We start from the raw sequence: 19030 nt of genomic DNA, 5'->3' as shown, positions 1-19030 counted from the left end.
CTTGCGCGGGGCAAAGCCGGTTCCTATGGCGCTGCTGTCCTGCGACGGGAAAAGGCGTAACACACGTGAAGAGTTTGGCAGGCATTCTGGCGGCGGCGGTGGTCCTGGCCGGCTGCGCGGGCAAGGGCGATCTGGACGAGACCGGCACGGGCGTGGCGGCGGTGCGTTCCGCCTGCCCGACGGTGGCGGTTCCGGCGGCGACCGGTGACGTGACGCTGTTCGATCCCGCCGACCGGCGCGACGCGGACGCGATCGATCTGGCCGCGACGATGACCAACGTGCGATCCACCTGCGGCGACCAGGGCGACCAGATCCAGACGGACGTCACCTTCGACGTCCAGGCACGGCGGCGGCACACTGACGCGGCGCGCGACGTGACGCTGCCCTATTTCATCGTCATCACCCGCGGCGGCAGCGCCGTGGTGGCGAAGCGGGTCGGCCGGGTGGCGCTGCACTTCGACGCGGGTCGGGACCGGGCGCAGGCGTCCGGCACGGCGACGACGCTGGTGACGCGCGCGGCGGCGACGCTGCCCGACGACATCAAGAAGCGCATCACCGAGAAGCGCAAGGCGGGGCAGGAGGACGCGGCGATCGACCCGCTGAGCCGCCCGGAAGTGCGCGCGGCGGTGCTCCGCACCAGCTTCGAGGCGCTGGTGGGCTTCCAGCTGACGGACGAGCAACTGAAGTATAACGCGACGCGATAGGGCGCACGCAAAGCAGCGCAAGCTGGTCGCGAGACGGCCGAGCGCGGCCGGCGTAGCGCAGCTGCGACCGACGACGCGGCTTCGCCGCGGCGGCCCTCCCGGCAATCGTCCTCGTGACGGCCCCCCTCCACCACCGTGCTGCGCCCGGCGGTTCCCCTCCCCGTCCCGGGGAGGAGCTAGAGGAAGTTATAGGGGTCGACGTCGACCGTCACCCGCACCTTGGCCGGCCATTCGAGCGCGCCGAGCCAGTCGCGGATGACGTCCTGCACGTCGAGCGCGCGGCGGGCGTGGACGAGCAGGCGATAGCGGTGCCGGCCGCGCAACATGGCGAGCGGGGCGGGAGCGGGGCCGTAACAGTGCATACCGTCCACCGCCGGCGCGGCGCGGCCGATCAGGCGCGCGATCTCCAGCGCGGCGGGCTGGTCCTCGGACGAGACGATGATCGCGGCGTAGCGGCCGAAGGGAGGCGCGCCGGCCTCGCGCCGCGCGTCGGTCTCGGCCTCGTAAAAGGCATCGGCGTCGCCCGTCACCAGCGCGCGCATCACTGCCGCGCCCGGGCTGTGCGTCTGGAGGAAGACGCGGCCGGGCTTCTCGCCGCGGCCGGCGCGGCCGGCGGCCTGGCGGATCTGCTGGAAGGTGCGCTCGGCCGCGCGCAGGTCGCCGCCCTCCAGCCCCAGATCGGCGTCGACGCAGCCGACCAGCGTCAGGTTGGGGAAGTGATAGCCCTTGGTCACCAGCTGCGTGCCGACCACCACGTCGATGTCGCCCGCCTCCATCCGCCCGACGAACTCCGCCGCCTTGGCCGGCGACCAGATGGTGTCGGAGGTGACGACGGCCGTCTTCGCCTCGGGGAACAGCGCCGCGACCTCGTCGGCGATGCGCTCGACGCCGGGGCCGCAGGCGACCAGGCTGTCCTCGGCCTTGCACTCCGGGCAGGCGCGCGGCGTCGGCTCGGCATGGCCGCAATGGTGGCAGGCGAGCCGGCGCGTCAGGCGGTGCTCGACCATCCAGGCGGTGCAATTGGGGCACTGGAAGCGGTGGCCGCAGGCGCGGCACAGCGTCAGCGGGGCGTAGCCGCGGCGGTTGAGGAACAGCAGCACCTGCTCCTTGCGGTCGAGCGTCTCGCGCATCGCGGCGACCAGCGGCGGCGACAGCCAGCGGCCGCGCTCGGGCGGCTCGGCGAGCAGGTCGATCGGCTCGATCGCGGGGAGCTGGGCCAGCCCGAAGCGGGCGGGGAGTTGGAGCTCGGCGTAGCGGCCGGTCGCGACCTGCTGGCGCGTCTCGATCGCCGGCGTCGCGGAGGCGAGGACCACCGGGCAATCCTCGAACTTGCCCCGCATGACCGCCACGTCGCGAGCATGGTAGTGGACGCCCTCCTCCTGCTTGAAGCTGGTCTCGTGCGCCTCGTCGACGACGATCAGGCCGAGGTCCTGGTAGGGCAGGAACAGCGCCGAGCGGGCGCCGACCGTCACCCGCGCCTCGCCGCACGCGATCGCGCGCCACGCGCGGCGGCGCTGGGTGGAGCGCAGGCCGGAATGCCAGGCGACCGGCTCGCAGCCGAAACGGGCGTGGAAGCGCTGCAGGAAAGGCTCGGTCAGCGCGATCTCGGGGAGCAGGACCAGCGCCTGCCGGCCATCCCGGAGGGCCTGGGCGACCGCCTCGAAATACACCTCCGTCTTGCCCGAGCCGGTGACGCCGTCGAGCAGGGTGGGCCGGAAGGCGCGGGCGGCGACGTCCGTGGCGAGGGTGGTCGCGGCAGCCTGCTGGTCGGCCGATAGCTCAGGCGGCGCGTGGTCCGGGTCGGGGACCGGGTAGGGGCTGTCGATGTCGACCTCGACCGCTTCGATCGCCCCGCACTTCACCAGGCCGCGGATGACGCCGTCCGATGCGCCGGCAATCGTCGCAAGCTCGCGAATCAGGCCCTGGCGGTCGCCGATGCGGTCGAGCGCCTGCTCCCGCTGCGGGGTGAGGCGGGCGGGGCGCTCGCCGGTGGCGCGATATTCGATGAGGAGCCGCGCGCCCTCCAGCGCGCTGGTCGAGGCGAGCGTCATGCGCAGCACCGCGGCGGGCGGGGCGAGATAATAGTCGGCGGTCCACTCGATCAGGCGGCGCAGCGGCTCGCGCAGCGGCGGCACGTCGGCGACGGCGAGGAGCGGGCGCAGCCGGTTGTCGCCGACCTCGGCGGCCGAGGGGAGGCGCTCGGGTTCCCACACGCTGCCCAGCAGCTGCCGCGGTCCGAGCGGCGCGACGACGATCGAGCCGGGCTCGACCGTCATGCCGTGCGGGACGCGATAGTCGAGCGGGCCGAGCGCGGCGTTGAGGACGAGGACGCGGGCGCGGGACATGGCCGGGCATATGGAGTCTGGGGGAGTCGACGGAAAGCCTACCCCGTCATGCCGGCCTTGTGCCGGCATCCACCGTCGTTCATGCCTGTCGCCAGGATTTACGCGCGCCGGCGGGCCAGTCCTGCAGTGGACCCCGGCACGAGGCCGGGGTGACGACGTAGTTGAACCAGCTTGCCACCCTCTACGCCCACCACCTCGCGCGCGATCGGCGGCGATCGGCGCATACCGTGCGCGCCTATCGAGCGACGGCGGAGCGGCTGCTGGCGTTTCTTTCCGGCCATTGGGGCGAGCCGCCGGACGCGCGTCTGGGGGAGATCACGGCTGCGGATCTGCGCGCGTTCCTGGCGCAGCGGCGCGGCGAAGGGTTAGGCAATGCGTCGGCCGCGCGCGAGCTGTCGGCGGTGCGCGGGTTCCTCGCCTGGGCCGAGGCGGACGCGCCGCGGCTGCGCGGGCCGAAGGTGAAACGGGGCGTGCCCCGCCCGATCGCGCCGGCCGAGGCGGTGGCGCTGGCGGAGGAGGTGGCGGACGACGCCGCCGAGCCGTGGATCGGCGCGCGCGACTGGGCGGTGCTGCTGCTGCTCTATGGCGCTGGCTTACGCATCGGCGAGGCGACCGCGCTGCCCGCGAGCGTGCTGCCGCTGGGCGACGTGCTGACCGTGACGGGCAAGCGGAGCAAGACGCGGATCGTGCCGCTGCTACCGCAGGTGCGCGCGGCGATCGACGCCTATGCGGCGCAGACGCCGTGGCGCGCGGCGGGGGCTGAACCGCTGTTTCGTGGGGCGAAGGGCGGACCGCTGTCGGCGGCGGTGGTGCGGCGCTCGGTGCGCGCGGCGCGGGTGCGGCTGGGGCTGGACGGGCGGACGACGCCGCACGCGCTGCGCCACTCGTTTGCGACGCACCTGCTGGGGCGGGGGGCGGACCTGCGCCAGCTCCAGGAGCTGCTCGGCCATGCGAGCCTCAGCTCGACGCAGATCTATACCGCGGTCGATGCGGCGCATTTGCTGGATGTGTATCGGAACGCGCATCCGAGGGCGTGAGCGTCACACGATGCCGGCGGCTTCGTAGCGTGCCCAAGTGTTCTGCCCGTCCCAATTACCAGGCATGGCGCTGCGTAGTTTCAGCCGGTTTAGCCGCTGGTCCTCGGCGTGCGTGATGACCGCCAGCCGGTAGTGACTCTTGAGGTAAGCTTTAAGGGCATCAGTGTCGGCAAGTGCGCGGTCTTCGAATACCCGCTGGCGCAAGACTCGCAGGGGAATTGCATGATCAACAACCAAGCGGGTCGAGGCGTCTTTCGACATTCGCAGGGCAATAAAGTTAGCGGTGTCGGCCTTTGCACGATCAAGCACTTCACGCGCATCGGCAGACACAAAGTGCATTGCATTTAGCATGTCCCGCTGCTGCCAGGCACAAGGGTTATTGAACCAAATCGGCCTGAGTCCTTTCGTTATGAAGGGCGGTCCGTGTTCAAATGCGTGCCAATTATCGAGAAAGTCGCGGAAGGGCGCCGCGTGGTCGCCGGCCGCAACCGCGATTTGGATACGTTGAAGATAGCTATCGGTGATCACGAGCCGTGGGTTCACCGCGATGCCACCTTCGTCTCGATGGCATCCAAGATCAGCCCGGCCACATCCGTCCCATCAAAGCGTTCGATTGCGACGATGCCGGTCGGGGAGGTGACATTGATCTCGGTCAGCCACTCGCCGCCGATGACGTCGATGCCGACGAAGAGCAGGCCGCGATTCTTCAGCTCCGGGCCGAGCGCGGCGCAGATTTCCCGCTCGCGCCCGGTCAGCTCGGTCTTCGCCGCCGAGCCGCCGACCGCGAGGTTGGAGCGGAACTCGCCTTCGCCCGGCAGGCGGTTGATCGCGCCGGCGACCGCGCCGTCGACGAGCACGATGCGCTTGTCGCCCCGCGCCACGGCGGGAAGGAAGGCCTGGAGCATGTGCGGCTCGCGCCAGGTCTGGTTGAATACCTCGATCAGTGCGGACAGGTTCTCGCCCTCGCGCCCGACCTTGAAGATCGCCTTGCCGCCGTTGCCGTGGAGCGGCTTGACGACGATCTCGCCATGTTCGTGGAGGAAGGCACGCGCCTCGGCGAGGCTGCGGGTAACGAGCGTCGGCGGCATGAAGTGGGGATAGTCGAGGACGAACACCTTTTCGGGCGCGTTGCGGACGCTGGCGGGGTCGTTCACCACCAGCGTCTCGTGCGCGATGCGTTCGAGCAGGTGGGTGGCGGTGATGTAGCCGAGGTCGAAGGGCGGGTCCTGCCGCATCAGCACGACGTCCGTCTGCGCACCGAGATCGAGGCGGACGGGATCGGCGAAGGTGAAGTGGTCGCCGGTGATGCGCCGGACGGTGACGGGATGCGCCTGCGCCCAGACGCGGCCGTCGCGGTAGTTCAGGTCCTCGGCGGCATAGTGGAACAGTGCGTGCCCGCGCGCCTGCGCCGACAGCATCAGCGCGAAGGTGGAATCGCCGGCGATATTTATCTGGTCGAGCGGGTCCATCTGGACGGCGACGGTGAGGGACATGCTTTTCTCCTGCCGTCACCCCGGCCTTGTGCCGGGGTCCCCTGTCGCACCGGGCGCGGAACGTCTTTGCGGAGGTTCGCGCCTAGAACGGGGGTGGATGCCGGGACAAGCCCGGCGTGACGATTACGTCAGCCACGCATTCTCGATGTGGCGGGGCGGGGTGCCGGGAGCGAGGAGGAGGACGTCGACGCGGATGTCGTCGCCTGCTTCCGCATAGCGGCCCATCAGCAGCTCGGCGGCGGCGGCGACGCGGGACAGGCGCTGCTCGTCGATCGCGAAGTCGAGCTCGGCGGCGGTCTTGCGGGTCTTGACCTCGACGAAGGCGACCAGGCGATCGCGGCGCGCGATCAGGTCGATCTCGCCCGCCTTGGTCTTCACACGGCGGGCGAGGACGGTCCAGCCGCGGCGCTCCAGCCAGGCTGCTGCGGCATCCTCGCCGCGGCGGCCGAAGCCGTCGGCGGCCTGGCGCTTGAGCGTGTCCCCCGCCCGCTTGCGGGAGGGGATGGGGGAGGGGGTGTTGGGCGACACTCCGCTTGACATGCCCAACCCCAGCCGCTCCCGCAAGCGGGAGGGGAGTTACCGCGCTTTCAGCGCCAGCGCCCTCGCATAGAGCGCCTTCCGGTCGGCGCCGAACCGCCTGGCCACCTCGCCGGCGGCCTTGGCGGCGGGGAGGCGGGTGAGGGCTTCGGCCAGCGCCGCTTCCACCTCGTCCGCGGCGGCGGGGGCAGCTTCGCCCGGCGGGGCAACGACGATCACGATCTCGCCCTTGGGCGGGGCGTCGGCATAGCGGGCGGCCAACGTCGACAGCGTGCCCGTCACCGCCTCCTCGAACCGCTTGGTGATCTCGCGCGTTACCGCCGCGTCGCGGTCGCCCAGCCCATCGGCCAGCGCGGCGAGGCAGGCGGCGAGGCGGGGGCCGCTCTCGTAGAGCACCAGCGTCGCGCGGACGCCCGCCACCTCGGCGATCGCGGCGGCCCGCGCCTGCGCCTTGGGCGGCAGGAAGCCCAGGAACAGGAAGCGGTCGGTCGGCAGCCCCGCCAGCGTCAGCGCCGCCACCGCCGCGCAGGGGCCGGGGATCGTCACGACCGCATGTCCCGCGGCGCGCGCGTCGCGCACCAGCTTGTAGCCGGGGTCGGAGATCAGCGGCGTGCCCGCGTCGCTGACCAGCGCCACCGCCGCCGTCGCCAGCCGCGCGACCAGGCCCGGGCGGACGGCGTCGGCATTGTGATCGTGGTACGGCGTCATCGGCCGCTTGATGCCGATGTGGCGGAGCAGCCCCGCGGTCACGCGGCTGTCCTCCACCGCCAGCAGGTCGGCGCGCGCGAGGATATCGGCCGCCCGCGTGCCGAGGTCGCCGAGATTGCCGATCGGGGTCGCCACGATGTAGAGACCTGGCGCTAAAGCGTTCATGGGAGAGGGGTTATGGCGCAACGGGAGCGCAGGCAACGGGGCTGGGCGGCGCGGGCCTGCGCGCTGGCCGCCACGGCGCTGCTCGCGGCGTGCTCCACCGTGGTGCCGCGCGCGCCGGTGGAGGCGCCGCCGCCACCCCGCGCCGCCGAGCGGCCTCCCGAGGTGGAGACCGGGATCCCGCGCGATACCCAGCGCAACCGCGTCGCGCTGCTGGCGCCGCTGTCGGGGGCCAATGCCGGCGTTGGCCGCTCGATCGCCAATGCGACGCAGCTGGCCCTGCTCGATACCAACGCGACGCAGATCAGGGTCACCGAATACGACACCGCCGCCAATGGAACCGGGGGCGGCGCGGCGGCGGCGGCGCGGCGCGCGATCGACGAGGGCGCGCAGCTGATCCTGGGGCCGCTGCTCGCCGACGATGCGCGGCAGGTCGGGCCGATCGCGCGCGCCGCCGGCGTGCCGGTGCTGAGCTTCTCCAACGACGCGAGCGTGGCCGGGCCGGGCGTTTACGTGATGGGCTATGCGCCGGCGCAGTCCGTGCAGCGGGTCGTCGGCTATGCGCGCGGGCGCGGCGTGACGAGCTTCGCCGGGCTGATGCCGAACGGGCTTTACGGCGAGCGCGCATCCACGGCGTTCCTGCGCGCAGTGGAGGCGGCCGGCGGCCAGGTCGTGTCGCTCCAGACGTTCCAGCGCGCGCCGGGCGCGCTGAGCGCGGCGGCGGCGCGGGTGGCGGCCAAGGGTCCGTATGGCGCGGTGCTGGTGGCCGACGGCGGCGCGAGCGCGGCGGCGGCGGCGGCCCCGCTCAGGCGCGGGTCGACGGGCGCGCACCTGCTCGGAACCGAGCTGTGGAACACCGAGAGCGGCATCGCCGCACGGCCGCAGCTGGCGGGCGCGTGGTTCGCCAGCGTGTCGGACACGCTGTATCGCCAGTTTGCGACGAGATACCGGGGCCGCTTCGGCGCCGGGCCGTATCGCCTCGCCAGCCTGGGCTATGACGCGGTGCTGCTGACGGTGAGGATGGCGCGCGACTGGCCGATCGGCGCGCGCTTCCCCGAGCCACGGCTGCGCGACCCGGACGGTTTTTCCGGCATCGACGGCGCGTTCCGGTTCGGCCGCGACGGCGTGGCGGAGCGCGCGCTGGAGGTGCAGGAGATCCGCGGCGGCACGACGGTGGTGGTGTCGCCGGCGCCGGGCGGGTTCGGGCGCTGATACCCCTCCCGCTTGCGGGAGGGGTTAGGGGAGGGCGTGTTCGCTCGCGACGTGATTCCTGACATGCCCTCCCCCGACCCCTCCCGCAGGCGGGAGGGGAGAGGCGACGATCTCCGGCAGGATTGCGTCGAGCAGCAGCGCGCCGGCCTCATTCACTCGCAGCCGCTCGCCGGCGAGCGTAACGAGACCCAGCCGCTCCAGTCGCCCGACCGCGGCGCGATCGATCGGCGCGTCACCGCCCGCTAAAGCGGTGATACGGCGGAGGTCGACGCCTTCGGCCAGCCGCAGCCCCATCAGCAGCGCCTCGGTCGCGCGGGTGAGCGGGTCCAGCATCTCCTCGCCCGCGATCCCGTGCCCGTTGCGCGCGACCGCGCCCAGCCAGTTCTCGGGCTTGCGATGCCGCACCGTGGCCGCGTTTCCGCGCCGACCATGCGCGCCGGGGCCGATCCCGACATAGTCGCCGTAGCGCCAATAGGTCAGGTTGTGCCGGCTCTCCGCGCCCGGCCGCGCGTGGTTCGAGGTCTCGTAGGCGGGCAGCCCGGCGGCGGCGGTCATCGCGCGCGTCGCCTCGAACAGGTCGGCGGCGCCGTCGCCGTCGGGCAGCGTGAGCCGGCCGGCGGCAGCCTCGGTGGCGAAGCGGGTGCCGGGCTCGACGGTGAGCTGGTAGAGCGACAGGTGCTCGGTCCCGCAGCCGAGCGCGCGGGCGAGCTCGGCCTCCCAGGCGGCGAGCGACTGGCCGGGACGCGCGGCGATCAGGTCGAAGGAGACGCGGGGGAAGGTGGCCTGCGCGGTGGCGAGCGCCGCCAGCCCTTCCGCCACGTCGTGCGCGCGACCGAGGAAGCGCAGCGCCGCGTCGTCCAGCGCCTGCAGGCCCAGCGACACGCGGTTGACCCCGGCCGCGGCGAGATCGGCGAAGCGCGCCGCCTCGACCGACGAGGGATTCGCCTCCAGCGTGATCTCGACGTCGGCCGCGAAGCCCCAATGCCGCTCCGCCCCGCCGAGCACCGCGGCGACGGTGGCCGGCGGCATCAGCGAGGGCGTACCCCCGCCGAAGAACACCGACGTGAGCCGGCGACCAGAGGTCAGACCCGCCTCATGCGCGAGGTCCGCGAGCAGCGCCTCGCGCCATGCGTCCTGATCGACGGCGGCGCGGACATGGCTGTTGAAGTCGCAATAGGGACATTTCGAGACGCAGAACGGCCAGTGGACATAGAGGGCGAGGTCGGTCCGGCTCGCGCGCTCTTCCGAATCGGCGGCAGCGTCGCGTGCGACTCGAACCTGGACACTACATCCCCCACGATTCGTCCAGGTCCGCGCCGCGCCGGGGGCGGAAGCGCGGCGCAGCGAGGGGGCGTCGGGAGACGGCATCGCGATCCGCCTAGCGCGCGCCGGCCGCGTAGGACAGCGCGCCCGCATTGCCGGGCGGAACGGCAGATGCGACATCACCGCGACGACCGGCGATCTCGACACCTGCCGACGCCTGCCCTCGCCGCAGCGGACGATGATCGTCGTGCTCGCGCTCGCCGTTGCGCTCGTCAACGTCCGGCAGCCCTATCCCGATATCGCCCCGCGCTAGCATATCCCGACGCTGGCCTTGATTGTGGCCGCGCCGCCGCTGCTCGTCCGCTTACCGCTGTCGAACCGGTCGGTCGCCGCACTGCTGGCCTTTGGGGCCGCGATCGCGACGACAAGGGCGTGGCGACGGCTCCCTGACCGCAGCTAGAATACCCCCGCGACCAGCTGCCGGAACGCATCCGCCCGGTGGCTGACCGCGTGTTTCTCCGCCGGCTCCAGTTCGGCGTAGGTGCGGGTGTCGCCGGCCGGCACGAACACCGGATCGTAGCCGAAGCCGACGGTGCCGCGCGGCGGCCAGGTCAGCGAGCCCTCGGCACGGCCTTCGAACCATTCGACATGGCCGTCCGGCCAGGCGAGCGCGAGGACGCACACGAAATGCGCGTCGCGCCCCGCCTCGGGCCCCTTGGCGGCCAGCGCGTCCTCGACCTTGCGCATCGCGAGGTTCCAGTCGCGTCCGGTCGGCGTTTGCGCCCAGTCGGCGGTCAGCACCCCGGGGTCGCCGCCCAGCGCATCGACGCACAGGCCGCTGTCGTCGGCGAGCGCCGGCAGCCCCGACAGGTCGGCGGCCGAGCGCGCCTTGATCTCGGCGTTGGCGAAGAAGGTGGTGCCGTTCTCGACCGGTTCGGGCAGGTCGAGCTGCTTCGCCGAGACGGGCTCGATGCCGTGGGATTCGAGCAGCGCCCTGATCTCGCGCACCTTGCCCTCGTTGTGGCTGGCGATCACCAGCTTGCCGGGCGCGAGCTTGCGCACGGCCTGCGGTCCCGGCAGGTCCAGGTTCAAGCGGCGACCGCCTTCGCCTGCGCGGCGAAGATGTCCGCGCAGCCGATGCGCGCCAGGCGCAGCAGGCGCAGCAGCGCCTCCTCGTCATAGGTGGCGTGCTCGGCCGTCGCCTGCGCCTCGGCAATGTGGCCGTTTTCCAGCAGCACGAAATTGGCGTCGGCGTCGGCCGCGGAATCCTCCGGATAATCGAGGTCCAGCACCGGCGTGCCCTGATAGATGCCGCAGCTGACCGCGGCGATCTTCTGCCCGATCGGGTCGGCGGTGAGCTTGCCGTCCCTGAGCAGCCCGTCGACCGCGAGGCGCAGCGCCACCCAGGCGCCGGAGATGGACGCGGTGCGGGTGCCGCCGTCGGCCTGGATCACGTCGCAGTCGAGCACGATCTGGCGCTCGCCCAAGGCCTTCATGTCGGTCACGGCGCGCAGCGAGCGGCCGATCAGCCGCTGGATCTCCTGCGTCCGGCCGGATTGCTTGCCGCGCGCCGCCTCGCGCTGGCCGCGCGTGTGCGTCGCGCGCGGCAGCATGCCGTATTCGGCCGTCACCCAGCCCTCGCCCTTGCCGCGCAGGAACGGCGGCACGCGCTCCTCGACGCTGGCGGTGACGAGCACGCGCGTGTCGCCGAAGCCGATCAGCACGGAGCCCTCCGCATGACGCGTGAAGCGGGGCTCGATGCTGATGGCGCGCATCTGGTCTGGCGCGCGGCCGCTGGGGCGCATTCAACTCTCCTAAGGTGGCGTGCACCACGCCCTAGCCGGCGCGAAACGGTCGCGCCAGCGGGGAGGCAGGGTCAGCCGGCGGCGGCGACGGAACGGCGGCAAGCAACCTGCGTTATGCGGGGCGGCTCTCGCAGCCCTTGTTGTGTAACGGATGAGGAGAGAAACCCCATGAAGAAGCTGATCGCCCTGGCGCTCGCCGCAAGCGCCACGTTCGCCGTCTCGGCGCCCGCCAATGCCGCCCAGGGCTGTGGCCCCGGCGGCCATCGCGGCCCCTATGGCCATTGCCGCCCCAATTACGGTCCGGGCCGCGGCGCCGGCCCCGTGCTCGTCACCGGCAACTATTATCACGGCCGCGGCTATTGGGACGGTCGCCGCTACTGGCAGAACCGCTATCGCTATCAGAATGGCTGGCGCTACCGGTAAGGGATGACGGCGGCGCGGTGCGCTCCTAGATCGGGAGCATGAGCGCCGCGCCCCCGATCACCGAGCTGTCGGACCGCGCGCGCGACATTTTCCGCCGCGTGGTCGACGGCTATCTGGCGAACGGCCTGCCGGTCGGTTCGAAAAGCCTGGCGCAGGCCGGGCTGAGCCTGTCGCCCGCCTCCATCCGCTCGGTGATGCAGGAGCTGGAGGAGCGCGGGCTGCTCGCCAGCCCGCATACCAGCGCCGGTCGCCTGCCGACCGAGCGCGGGCTGCGCCTGTTCGTCGACGGCATGATGCAGGCGCTGGAGCCCAGCGCCGACGAGCGCGCCGAGATCGAGCGGCGCGCCGGTGCGGGCGGGCCGGTGGAGGAGGCGCTGGCGGCGACGACCGCGGCACTCTCCGGCCTGTCGGCCTGCGCCGGGCTGGTGATGGTGCCCAAGCGGGAGGCGCGGCTGCGCTCGATCGGCTTCGTGCCGCTCGGGCCCGGCCAGGCGCTGGCGGTGCTGGTGAGCGCCGATGGCTCGGTCGAGAACCGCGTCATGGCGCTGCCCCCGGACATGGGCCTGTCGGCGCTCGCCGAGGCGGGCAATTACATGAGCGCGACGCTCTCCGGTCTGACGCTGGCCGAGGCCAGCCGCCGCGTCGAGCAGGATCTGGCGGACGGACGCGCGGCGCTGGACGGCGCGGCGCGCGACCTGGTGGCGCGCGGACTGGCGGTGTGGAGCGAGGACGGCGGTCGCCGGCCCGTGCTGATCGTGCGCGGGCAGGGCCGGCTGATCGACGTGGCCGCCGCGGCGGATCTGGAGCGCGTGCGCGACCTGCTCGACGATCTCGACGGCAAGCAGGACATCGCGCAGCTGCTCGACAGCGCCGCGGCGGGCGACGCGACGCGCATCTTCATCGGCGCGGAGAACAACCTGTTCGCCTTGTCCGGCTCGTCGGTCATCGCGCGGCCCTTCCATGGCGCGGGCGGGCGCGTGGTGGGCGTGGTCGGCGTCATCGGGCCGACTCGGTTGAACTATGCGCGCGTCGTGCCCATGGTGGATTTCACGGCCGCGACGCTGGCCCGCCTGATGGGCTGACACATAGGGACATCATGACCGAGCACGAGACGGCGCAGGCCGAAGACCTGCGCCCCGACAATCTGAAGACCGAGACCGCCGAGGCGGCGCCCGAAGTGGCGGAGCACGATCGCCTGGCCGAGCTGGAGCGGCAGCTGGCCGAGGCCAGGCAGGCGACGCTGTATGCGCGCGCCGAGACCGAGAACCTGCGTCGTCGCGCGGAGAAGGATGCCGCGAGCGCGCGCGATTACGCCGCGACGGGCTTCGCGCGCGACATCCTGTCGGTGGCGGACAACCTGCAGCGCGGGCTCGCCGCCATGCCGGCCGAACTGCGCGGCGACGAGAAGATGAAGGGCCTGGTCGCCGGGCTGGAGGCGACCGGGCGCGAGCTCGACAGCGTGTTCACGCGCCACGGCATCACCAAGATCGCCGCGCTGGGCGAGACGCTCGATCCCAATCGCCACCAGGCGATGCTGGAGGTGCCGAGCGATCAGCCCGCGGGCACGATCGTGCAGGAGATGCAGGCCGGCTACATGATCAAGGACCGCCTGCTCCGCCCGGCGCTGGTCGGCGTCGCGAAGGCGGCTGGGTAGGATCATGCGGCCGCGCCATGACCCCGTTCCGAACGTGCCGGCCGGGCAAGGAAGCGCTCGGCGGGTCGGCAAGCGAACGCCGATCGATTCCTTCTGGGCGAGAGTTGGCCGCCTCGGCCGCAAGGGAGACGGCATGGCGGGCGGCGAGCCGGTCCCGGTTAAACCAGACCGTCCGCTTGATCTGTCCGGCGGCGCGGCGGCGGCGCTGGAGTTCGACTGAGCCTACAGCTCCGCCCCCTTCAGCACCGCGTTGATCCGCGCCTGCCAGCCGGGGCCGGTCGCGCGAAATTTGGCGAGCACGTCGAGATCGAGGCGCAGCGTCACCTGCTGTTTGGTCGGCGCGCGCTGGGGACCGCGTACCAACGCGTGGACTATACGGGCCGGGTGAACCTCGTCTGCTGGCAGGGCGCGGGCGAGATCCGCGGCGGTCCAATGCGGGTTCTCGTCGAAATCCGGGTTGTCAAAATCCGGGATTATCTCTGACTGCTTGTTCATATCGGCGTATTTCCTTCTCGTGGGCCCGACGCAGGCTGATGATCCGAATCCCCTTAAGCGTCTCGACATAGACGAGGCAAAACGGCCTGCCGGCAATCCGACCTCGCGCCTGGAAACGCACCTCGCCGTAGTCGCGGCGGTAATCAACAATCACCTTCGGCGTGTCGTCGAACCCTGCGAACTCGCTCAGCGAAAGGCCGTGCTTGGCGATGTTGATGGCGTCCTTGGCCGGGTCATATGCGATGTCCACCATGCACTGTAGCTACGATCTGATCAGGTTCAAGTGGACGCTCGCGGTGCCGGGGCGGTAGGGCGGACGCCATGCAGCCCAACCCGAACCTCACCGCCGACCGCCCGACGTTCGTCACGCACCTGGAGTGCTCGCTGACCGGCGAGCGATACCCGGCTGACACGCTGCACGGGCTGTCGCGGGCCGGGCGACCGTTGCTGGTGCGCTACGATCTTGGCGCGATGGCGGCGGGCCTGTCGCGGGAGGAGCTGGAGCGTCGGCCGACCGACCTGTGGCGGTGGCGCGAGCTGCTGCCCGTGCGCCACGCCGCGAGCATCGTCAGCCTCGGCGAGATCGAGACGCCGCTCGTGCCGATCCCCGCGTCCGGCGGCGCCAACGTGCTGGTCAAGGACGAGGGCCGTCTGCCGACCGGCAGCTTCAAGGCGCGCGGGCTGGTGATGGCGGTCAGCATGGCGCGCGAGCTGGGGGTGACGCGCATCGCGATGCCGACCAACGGCAATGCGGGCGCCGCGCTCGCCGCTTATGCGAGCCGCGGCGGGATCGAGACGATCATCCTGTGCCCGGAAGACACGCCGGAGGTGAACGTGCGCGAGATCGCGGCGCAGGGCGGGCGCGTTTATCGCGTCAACGGGCTGATCGACGAATGCGGCGCGATCGTCGGCCGCGGCGCGGCGGAGGGGCGCTGGTTCGATTTCTCGACCTTGAAGGAGCCGTATCGGATCGAGGGCAAGAAGACGATGGGGCTGGAGCTGGCGGCGCAGCTCGGCTGGACGCTGCCCGACGCGATCTTCTACCCCACGGGCGGCGGCACCGGCCTGATCGGGATGTGGAAGGCGTTCGACGAGCTGGAGAAGCTCGGCTGGATCGGCCCCGAGCGGCCGCGCATGTATGCGGTGCAGGCGGCCGGCTGCGCGCCGATCGTGCGCGCGTTCGAGGCGGGCGTCGAGCATGCCGAGCGCTGGGACGACGCGCACACGATCGCGGCCGGCATCCGGGTGCCCAAGGCGATCGGCGACTTCCTGATCCTGCGCGCGGTGCGCGAGAGCGGCGGCAAGGCGGTGGCGGTGGGCGACCCCGCCATCGTGTCGGCGGTGGACGCCTGCGCGAAGCAGGACGGTCTGCTGCTCTGTCCGGAGGGCGGCGCGACGCTGGCGGCCTATCACGCGGCACTGCGGACGGGCGAGGTGGACGGGGACGAGCAGGTCGTGCTGTTCAACTGTGCGACGGGGCTGAAATATCCGATGCCCGCGGCGACGGCGGCGATCGACCGGGATCAGCCCGTCGACTGGGAACGGCTGTGAACGATGCCGCGCTACGGTCATGTTTCAAAGTGGGGCGCAAGATTTTTTTTGTCGAGTGGAACCGTTGACCAGCCGTTAACCGCCCGTCAAAAAAGGTTAACGACATGGGGTCGCCACGGGCGGGCATGAGGATGACCTCAGCCCGACGTCCAACGATATTCGGGGGTTTCACATGACGTCCAGGTCGTTTCTACGCGCCGCCGTTGCGGTCGCGGCGCTCTCCGCTGCGCCCCAGGCGCAGGCGCTTACGTTTGTTCTCAACAATACCGGCGGTGCCGAGGCCGGCACCAATGCGCGCAATGGCTTCGATATCGCCTCCGCTTACTGGTCGTCCGTTCTCACCGATAATATCACGGTGCGGCTCAACATCGGCATCCAGTCGCTGGGAACCAACATCCTCGGCAGCACCAGCAGCGTGACAGCCGGATATGCCGTCGCGGACATCTACGGCGCGCTCGCCGGCGACGTCTCCAGCGCATTGGACGGGACCGCAGTGGCGAATCTGCGGCCCCTGGGCGTGAGTACGCTGGGCGCGGGAATCGGCGCGGTGACGGCCATCACCAACGCCTTCAATGCCGCCGGCACCGGGTATGTCGACACGGCGACCCGTATCGACAACGACGGGTCGGCCAACAACTCGGTGCTCAGCGTCAACACGGCGAACGCCAAGGCGTTGGGTGCCGCCGACGCCGGCACACGCGACGGCACCGTCATCTTTTCCAGCAATTTCGCTTTCGACTATAATCCGACTGACGGCATCGATGCGAACAAGTCGGACTTCATCGGCGTCGCGATCCACGAGATCGGCCATGCGCTCGGCTTCGTGAGTGGCGTCGATACCTATGATGCCTACACGGCACCGGGAGCGGCCAATACGAAGGCGGGTGCCCTTGAAGTCAACCGCGTAATGAGTGTGCTTGACCTGTATCGCTACAGCTCGGCGGGAAATCTCGACTGGTCGACCCAGAATACGCCATATTTCTCGGTCGATGGCGGCGTTTCGCAGCTTTACGGCGACTCCCGCTTTTCGATGGGTCAGGCCAATGGCGATACCTTTCAGGCATCGCATTGGAAGGCTCCGGTTAACGCCGCCGGGCAGAACACCTGCGGCATCTTCATTGGTATCATGAACCCCTATCTGTGCGGCGGCTTGCAGGGTGTGGTCACCGGCACCGATCTCGCTGCCTTCGATGCGATCGGGTACAACCTTCGTGCCGACGTGCAGGGGAACGGCAATTATCGTTTCACGACGGCGCAGGCCTATACCGCGTTCGCCGCGCAGGCGACGCCGGTGGTGCCGGAGCCGGCGACCTGGGCCATGATGATCGCGGGCTTCGGCATGGTCGGTGCGTCGATGCGCCGCCGCACATCGGTGCGCTTCGCCGCCACCTGATTACGGCTGGGTGAAACGAAAAAGGGGCGCGCCGGTTTCGATCGGCGCGCCCTTCGTGTCTGGCGGCGCATTGCCGCCGATCATGGCGGCGCGGCATCTCCCGCCGCGACCGCCCGCGCCGGCAAGCGGCGGCCGTCGGTGAAGACAAGGTCGAGCGTCAGCGTCTTGCCGGCGGTCACGCGGGGATCGACGTCGAACAGCATGACGTGGCGTCCGCCCGGCGCGAGGCGACCGTTCCCTCCGCGGGCAGCGCGACGCTATGACCGTCCGGACGATGTGTTGCATTGCAGCAACAATGTCAGCGGGAAACGGTCAACGCACGCTTTATGTCCCAAATTGTTCCAGCACTGCTGACCAAAAACATTGCAAACCGTCATTGATGCTTTATTAATCAATTGACGACGCGCGGGGCGTCGGAAGATTTTTCCGGGAATAATCACATGAAGCTGATGCTGTCCGCGACGGCGCTTGCCGTTGCACTCTCCTTTGCGTCCGCCGCTCACGCCGGACCGGCCGGTGGGCCCCCTCCGGGCGGGCCCGTTGATCCGGGCGATCCGGGCGACGAGCCCGACTATTACAGTGATCCGGCCGCCGGGATCAGTGGCGATGGCAGTGGCACCACCGGAACGGGCGTCAGCGCCGTGCCGATCACGCCCATCGGCACCACCAATTTCGCGACGCCCGGCTACGGCACGATTGCTGGTCTGGGTGGCGCCGTGCAGGGCGGCTTCCCGGGTCAGTCGACCTCGCTCGTGTCGGTCGGACAGGTGTTCAACTCGACGGGCGGCACGCTGAACCAGCTCAGCTTCGTCGATACGAACAGCGCCGCGGGCGGTGAGCAGCTGAAGATCGCGGTGTTCAACCCGGTGGGCTTCACCGCCGACAACCTCTTCACCAACCCCGGCGCGATCGGCCCGGTGGTCTATTCGTCGACGGTCAACGGCCTGCTGACGAACTTCGGTGATGGCGGCGGCGTCAACGGCAACGACGCGCTGTTCTACCACACCTTCTCGAACATCAATCTGTCCCTCACGGCAGGTTTGAGCTACTATGCCTACCTGACGCCGACGGCCGGCAGCCAGGTGTTCAACGGCAGTAACTCGGGCTATGCCTCGCGCGCCTACTTCTTCGAACTCGCGACGAAGACGTCGAGCCTGGGCGGGGAGTTCCTGGCCGGAACGTCGGACGGAAGCTTCTTCCGCGTCGCCAATCAGGCGCCGAACACGGCCCCGTTCCTGCAGGCGTTCTACAACATCTCGATCACGCCGTCGGCGACCGGCGCAGTGCCGGAGCCGGCGAGCTGGGCGATGATGATCGGCGGGTTCGGTCTCGCCGGCGCCGCGATGCGCCGCCGCCGCACGGTGATCGCGTTCGGCTGACACCGCTTGGCGGGCGAACGAAGGGCGTCGCATCGTTTGATGCGGCGCCCTTTTTCTTAAGGGTTCACGCGGGTCAGGACACCGGTGACGGGTCTGCCGCGCCGACGACCGTCGCGCGTGCCGACAGGCGGTGCCCGTCCGCGAACCGCAACGTCAGCGTCGTCGCCCTGCCCGGCTTGAGCCGCGGGTCGACATCGAACAGCATGACATGGCGTCCGCCCGGCGCGAAGGTGACCGTTCCCCCCGCGGGCAGCGCGACGCTGCCGAGCGGGTGCATCCCGCCCGCCATGCTCTCGTGCATCTCCGCCCGCAGCGCCGCAGGGGTCGCGACCGCGACCAGCGTCGCATCGGCGGCACCGCCGTGCAGGGTGAAGTACGCGGCGGCCGGCCGGCCCGGCACCGCCGGCAACCGCACCCAGGCGTGATCCGCCGTCAGGGCCACGGGTTTGCCGCAGCAGGCCAGCAGCAGGGCGGCCACCGGCATCCATGTCACGTTGCGCATGGCGCGGGCCGCTACGCCACCGGGCTTCTTGCGGCAAGCGGACCGCTGCCTATATCGCCGCAAGCATGAGAGGTTGCGCCGCCGTAACGGGACGCGGCCTTGCTGTTCTTGTCAGGATTTGAAGGGCTCAACAGACACATGGCTAAAGTTATCGGCATCGATCTCGGCACCACCAACAGCTGCGTGGCGGTGATGGAGGGCGGCAAGCCCAAAGTGATCGAGAACACCGAAGGCGCGCGCACCACCCCGTCGATCGTCGCCTTCGCCAAGGACGGCGAGCGACTGATCGGCCAGCCCGCCAAGCGGCAGGCCGTCACCAACGGCGACAACACGATCTTCGCGGTGAAGCGCCTGATCGGCCGCCGCT

General features: G+C 70.7%; 22 protein-coding genes. 10 read left to right on the top strand and 12 right to left on the bottom strand.

Annotated features, from left to right (window positions below; all coding sequences use genetic code 11):
* The first annotated feature begins 65 nt into the window (after positions 1 to 65).
* Positions 66 to 704 (top strand): hypothetical protein, encoded by a 639-nt coding sequence (locus ACFE64_RS08825; protein WP_375392093.1) that lies wholly within the window; start codon positions 66 to 68, stop codon positions 702 to 704.
* Between the two features lie 176 nt (positions 705 to 880).
* Here ACFE64_RS08825 and ACFE64_RS08820 read toward each other — a convergent pair whose 3' ends face one another.
* Positions 881 to 3049, bottom strand: a complete 2169-nt coding sequence (locus tag ACFE64_RS08820) for a primosomal protein N' (RefSeq protein WP_375392092.1) — start codon at positions 3047 to 3049, stop codon at positions 881 to 883.
* A gap of 161 nt (positions 3050 to 3210) precedes the next feature.
* Between ACFE64_RS08820 and ACFE64_RS08815 the strand changes: the two genes are divergently transcribed.
* Positions 3211 to 4086 (top strand): tyrosine recombinase XerC, encoded by an 876-nt coding sequence (locus ACFE64_RS08815; RefSeq protein ID WP_375392091.1) that lies wholly within the window; start codon positions 3211 to 3213, stop codon positions 4084 to 4086.
* A gap of 3 nt (positions 4087 to 4089) precedes the next feature.
* On the opposite strand, the gene ACFE64_RS08810 is transcribed toward ACFE64_RS08815, so the two are convergent.
* From ACFE64_RS08810 to rsmI, 4 genes are all read right to left on the bottom strand, one after another.
* Entirely contained in the window at positions 4090 to 4629 is a 540-nt protein-coding gene (locus tag ACFE64_RS08810) for a hypothetical protein (RefSeq protein ID WP_375392090.1), read from the bottom strand.
* Positions 4626 to 5579: a glutathione synthase gene (gene gshB, locus ACFE64_RS08805; protein ID WP_375392089.1), complete on the bottom strand. Its 954-nt coding sequence runs from the start codon at positions 5577 to 5579 to the stop codon at positions 4626 to 4628. Before gshB ends, ACFE64_RS08810 begins: the two co-directional genes overlap by 4 nt.
* Positions 5580 to 5702: 123 nt before the next feature.
* Positions 5703 to 6083, bottom strand: a complete 381-nt coding sequence (locus ACFE64_RS08800; protein WP_375392103.1) for a YraN family protein — start codon at positions 6081 to 6083, stop codon at positions 5703 to 5705.
* 72 nt (positions 6084 to 6155) lie between these two features.
* Positions 6156 to 6989, bottom strand: coding sequence for a 16S rRNA (cytidine(1402)-2'-O)-methyltransferase (gene rsmI, locus ACFE64_RS08795; RefSeq protein WP_375392088.1), 834 nt, complete (start codon positions 6987 to 6989; stop codon positions 6156 to 6158).
* A gap of 12 nt (positions 6990 to 7001) precedes the next feature.
* On the opposite strand from rsmI, the gene ACFE64_RS08790 reads away from it, so the two are divergent.
* Positions 7002 to 8198, top strand: a complete 1197-nt coding sequence (locus tag ACFE64_RS08790) for a penicillin-binding protein activator (RefSeq protein WP_375392087.1) — start codon at positions 7002 to 7004, stop codon at positions 8196 to 8198.
* A 24-nt stretch (positions 8199 to 8222) separates the two neighbouring features.
* On the opposite strand, the gene hemW is transcribed toward ACFE64_RS08790, so the two are convergent.
* From hemW to rph, 3 genes are all read right to left on the bottom strand, one after another.
* Positions 8223 to 9566, bottom strand: a complete 1344-nt coding sequence (hemW, locus tag ACFE64_RS08785; protein WP_375392086.1) for a radical SAM family heme chaperone HemW — start codon at positions 9564 to 9566, stop codon at positions 8223 to 8225.
* Positions 9567 to 9917: 351 nt separating this feature from the next.
* Entirely contained in the window at positions 9918 to 10553 is a 636-nt protein-coding gene (rdgB, locus tag ACFE64_RS08780; RefSeq protein ID WP_375392085.1) for an RdgB/HAM1 family non-canonical purine NTP pyrophosphatase, read from the bottom strand.
* The gene (gene rph / locus ACFE64_RS08775; RefSeq protein ID WP_375392084.1) at positions 10550 to 11266 is read right to left on the bottom strand and encodes a ribonuclease PH; all 717 of its coding nucleotides are present in this window, start codon (positions 11264 to 11266) and stop codon (positions 10550 to 10552) included. The genes rdgB and rph overlap by 4 nt, the downstream gene beginning before the upstream one ends.
* Positions 11267 to 11434: 168 nt before the next feature.
* Here rph and ACFE64_RS08770 point away from each other — a divergent pair, with 168 nt between their 5' ends.
* Genes ACFE64_RS08770 through grpE form a run of 3 tightly spaced genes read left to right on the top strand, consistent with a single transcriptional unit; the run spans position 11435 to position 13343 of the window.
* Entirely contained in the window at positions 11435 to 11689 is a 255-nt protein-coding gene (locus tag ACFE64_RS08770) for a GCG_CRPN prefix-to-repeats domain-containing protein (RefSeq protein ID WP_375392083.1), read from the top strand.
* A 38-nt stretch (positions 11690 to 11727) separates the two neighbouring features.
* Positions 11728 to 12771 (top strand): heat-inducible transcriptional repressor HrcA, encoded by a 1044-nt coding sequence (gene hrcA, locus ACFE64_RS08765; RefSeq protein WP_375392082.1) that lies wholly within the window; start codon positions 11728 to 11730, stop codon positions 12769 to 12771.
* A 14-nt stretch (positions 12772 to 12785) separates the two neighbouring features.
* The gene (grpE, locus tag ACFE64_RS08760) at positions 12786 to 13343 is read left to right on the top strand and encodes a nucleotide exchange factor GrpE (protein WP_375392081.1); all 558 of its coding nucleotides are present in this window, start codon (positions 12786 to 12788) and stop codon (positions 13341 to 13343) included.
* A gap of 222 nt (positions 13344 to 13565) precedes the next feature.
* Here the strand turns inward: grpE and ACFE64_RS08755 are convergent, their stop codons facing one another.
* On the bottom strand, positions 13566 to 13838 hold the full coding sequence (locus ACFE64_RS08755) for a BrnA antitoxin family protein (RefSeq protein ID WP_375392080.1): 273 nt from the start codon (positions 13836 to 13838) through the stop codon (positions 13566 to 13568).
* Positions 13804 to 14088, bottom strand: coding sequence for a BrnT family toxin (locus ACFE64_RS08750; RefSeq protein WP_375392079.1), 285 nt, complete (start codon positions 14086 to 14088; stop codon positions 13804 to 13806). The genes ACFE64_RS08755 and ACFE64_RS08750 overlap by 35 nt, the downstream gene beginning before the upstream one ends.
* A gap of 71 nt (positions 14089 to 14159) precedes the next feature.
* Between ACFE64_RS08750 and ACFE64_RS08745 the strand changes: the two genes are divergently transcribed.
* Both ACFE64_RS08745 and ACFE64_RS08740 read left to right on the top strand, forming a co-directional pair.
* The gene (locus ACFE64_RS08745) at positions 14160 to 15389 is read left to right on the top strand and encodes a threonine synthase (protein ID WP_375392078.1); all 1230 of its coding nucleotides are present in this window, start codon (positions 14160 to 14162) and stop codon (positions 15387 to 15389) included.
* Between the two features lie 172 nt (positions 15390 to 15561).
* A complete protein-coding gene (locus tag ACFE64_RS08740) occupies positions 15562 to 16782 on the top strand; it encodes an NF038122 family metalloprotease (RefSeq protein WP_375392077.1) in 1221 nt (406 codons plus the stop codon).
* A gap of 80 nt (positions 16783 to 16862) precedes the next feature.
* Here ACFE64_RS08740 and ACFE64_RS08735 read toward each other — a convergent pair whose 3' ends face one another.
* A complete protein-coding gene (locus ACFE64_RS08735; RefSeq protein ID WP_375392076.1) occupies positions 16863 to 16985 on the bottom strand; it encodes a hypothetical protein in 123 nt (40 codons plus the stop codon).
* Positions 16986 to 17222: 237 nt separating this feature from the next.
* Between ACFE64_RS08735 and ACFE64_RS08730 the strand changes: the two genes are divergently transcribed.
* On the top strand, positions 17223 to 18161 hold the full coding sequence (locus ACFE64_RS08730; protein WP_375392075.1) for a PEPxxWA-CTERM sorting domain-containing protein: 939 nt from the start codon (positions 17223 to 17225) through the stop codon (positions 18159 to 18161).
* Between the two features lie 73 nt (positions 18162 to 18234).
* Here the strand turns inward: ACFE64_RS08730 and ACFE64_RS08725 are convergent, their stop codons facing one another.
* On the bottom strand, positions 18235 to 18645 hold the full coding sequence (locus ACFE64_RS08725) for a copper chaperone PCu(A)C (RefSeq protein ID WP_375392074.1): 411 nt from the start codon (positions 18643 to 18645) through the stop codon (positions 18235 to 18237).
* Positions 18646 to 18801: 156 nt separating this feature from the next.
* On the opposite strand from ACFE64_RS08725, the gene ACFE64_RS08720 reads away from it, so the two are divergent.
* Positions 18802 to 19030: Hsp70 family protein (locus ACFE64_RS08720; RefSeq protein ID WP_375392073.1), on the top strand; the 229-nt coding region annotated here is incomplete at its 3' end.

This window comes from uncultured Sphingomonas sp. (assembly GCF_964250165.1).
In the GTDB taxonomy this organism is placed as follows: Bacteria; Pseudomonadota; Alphaproteobacteria; order Sphingomonadales; family Sphingomonadaceae; genus Sphingomonas.
This window is presented reverse-complemented; position numbering and strand designations above follow the sequence as displayed.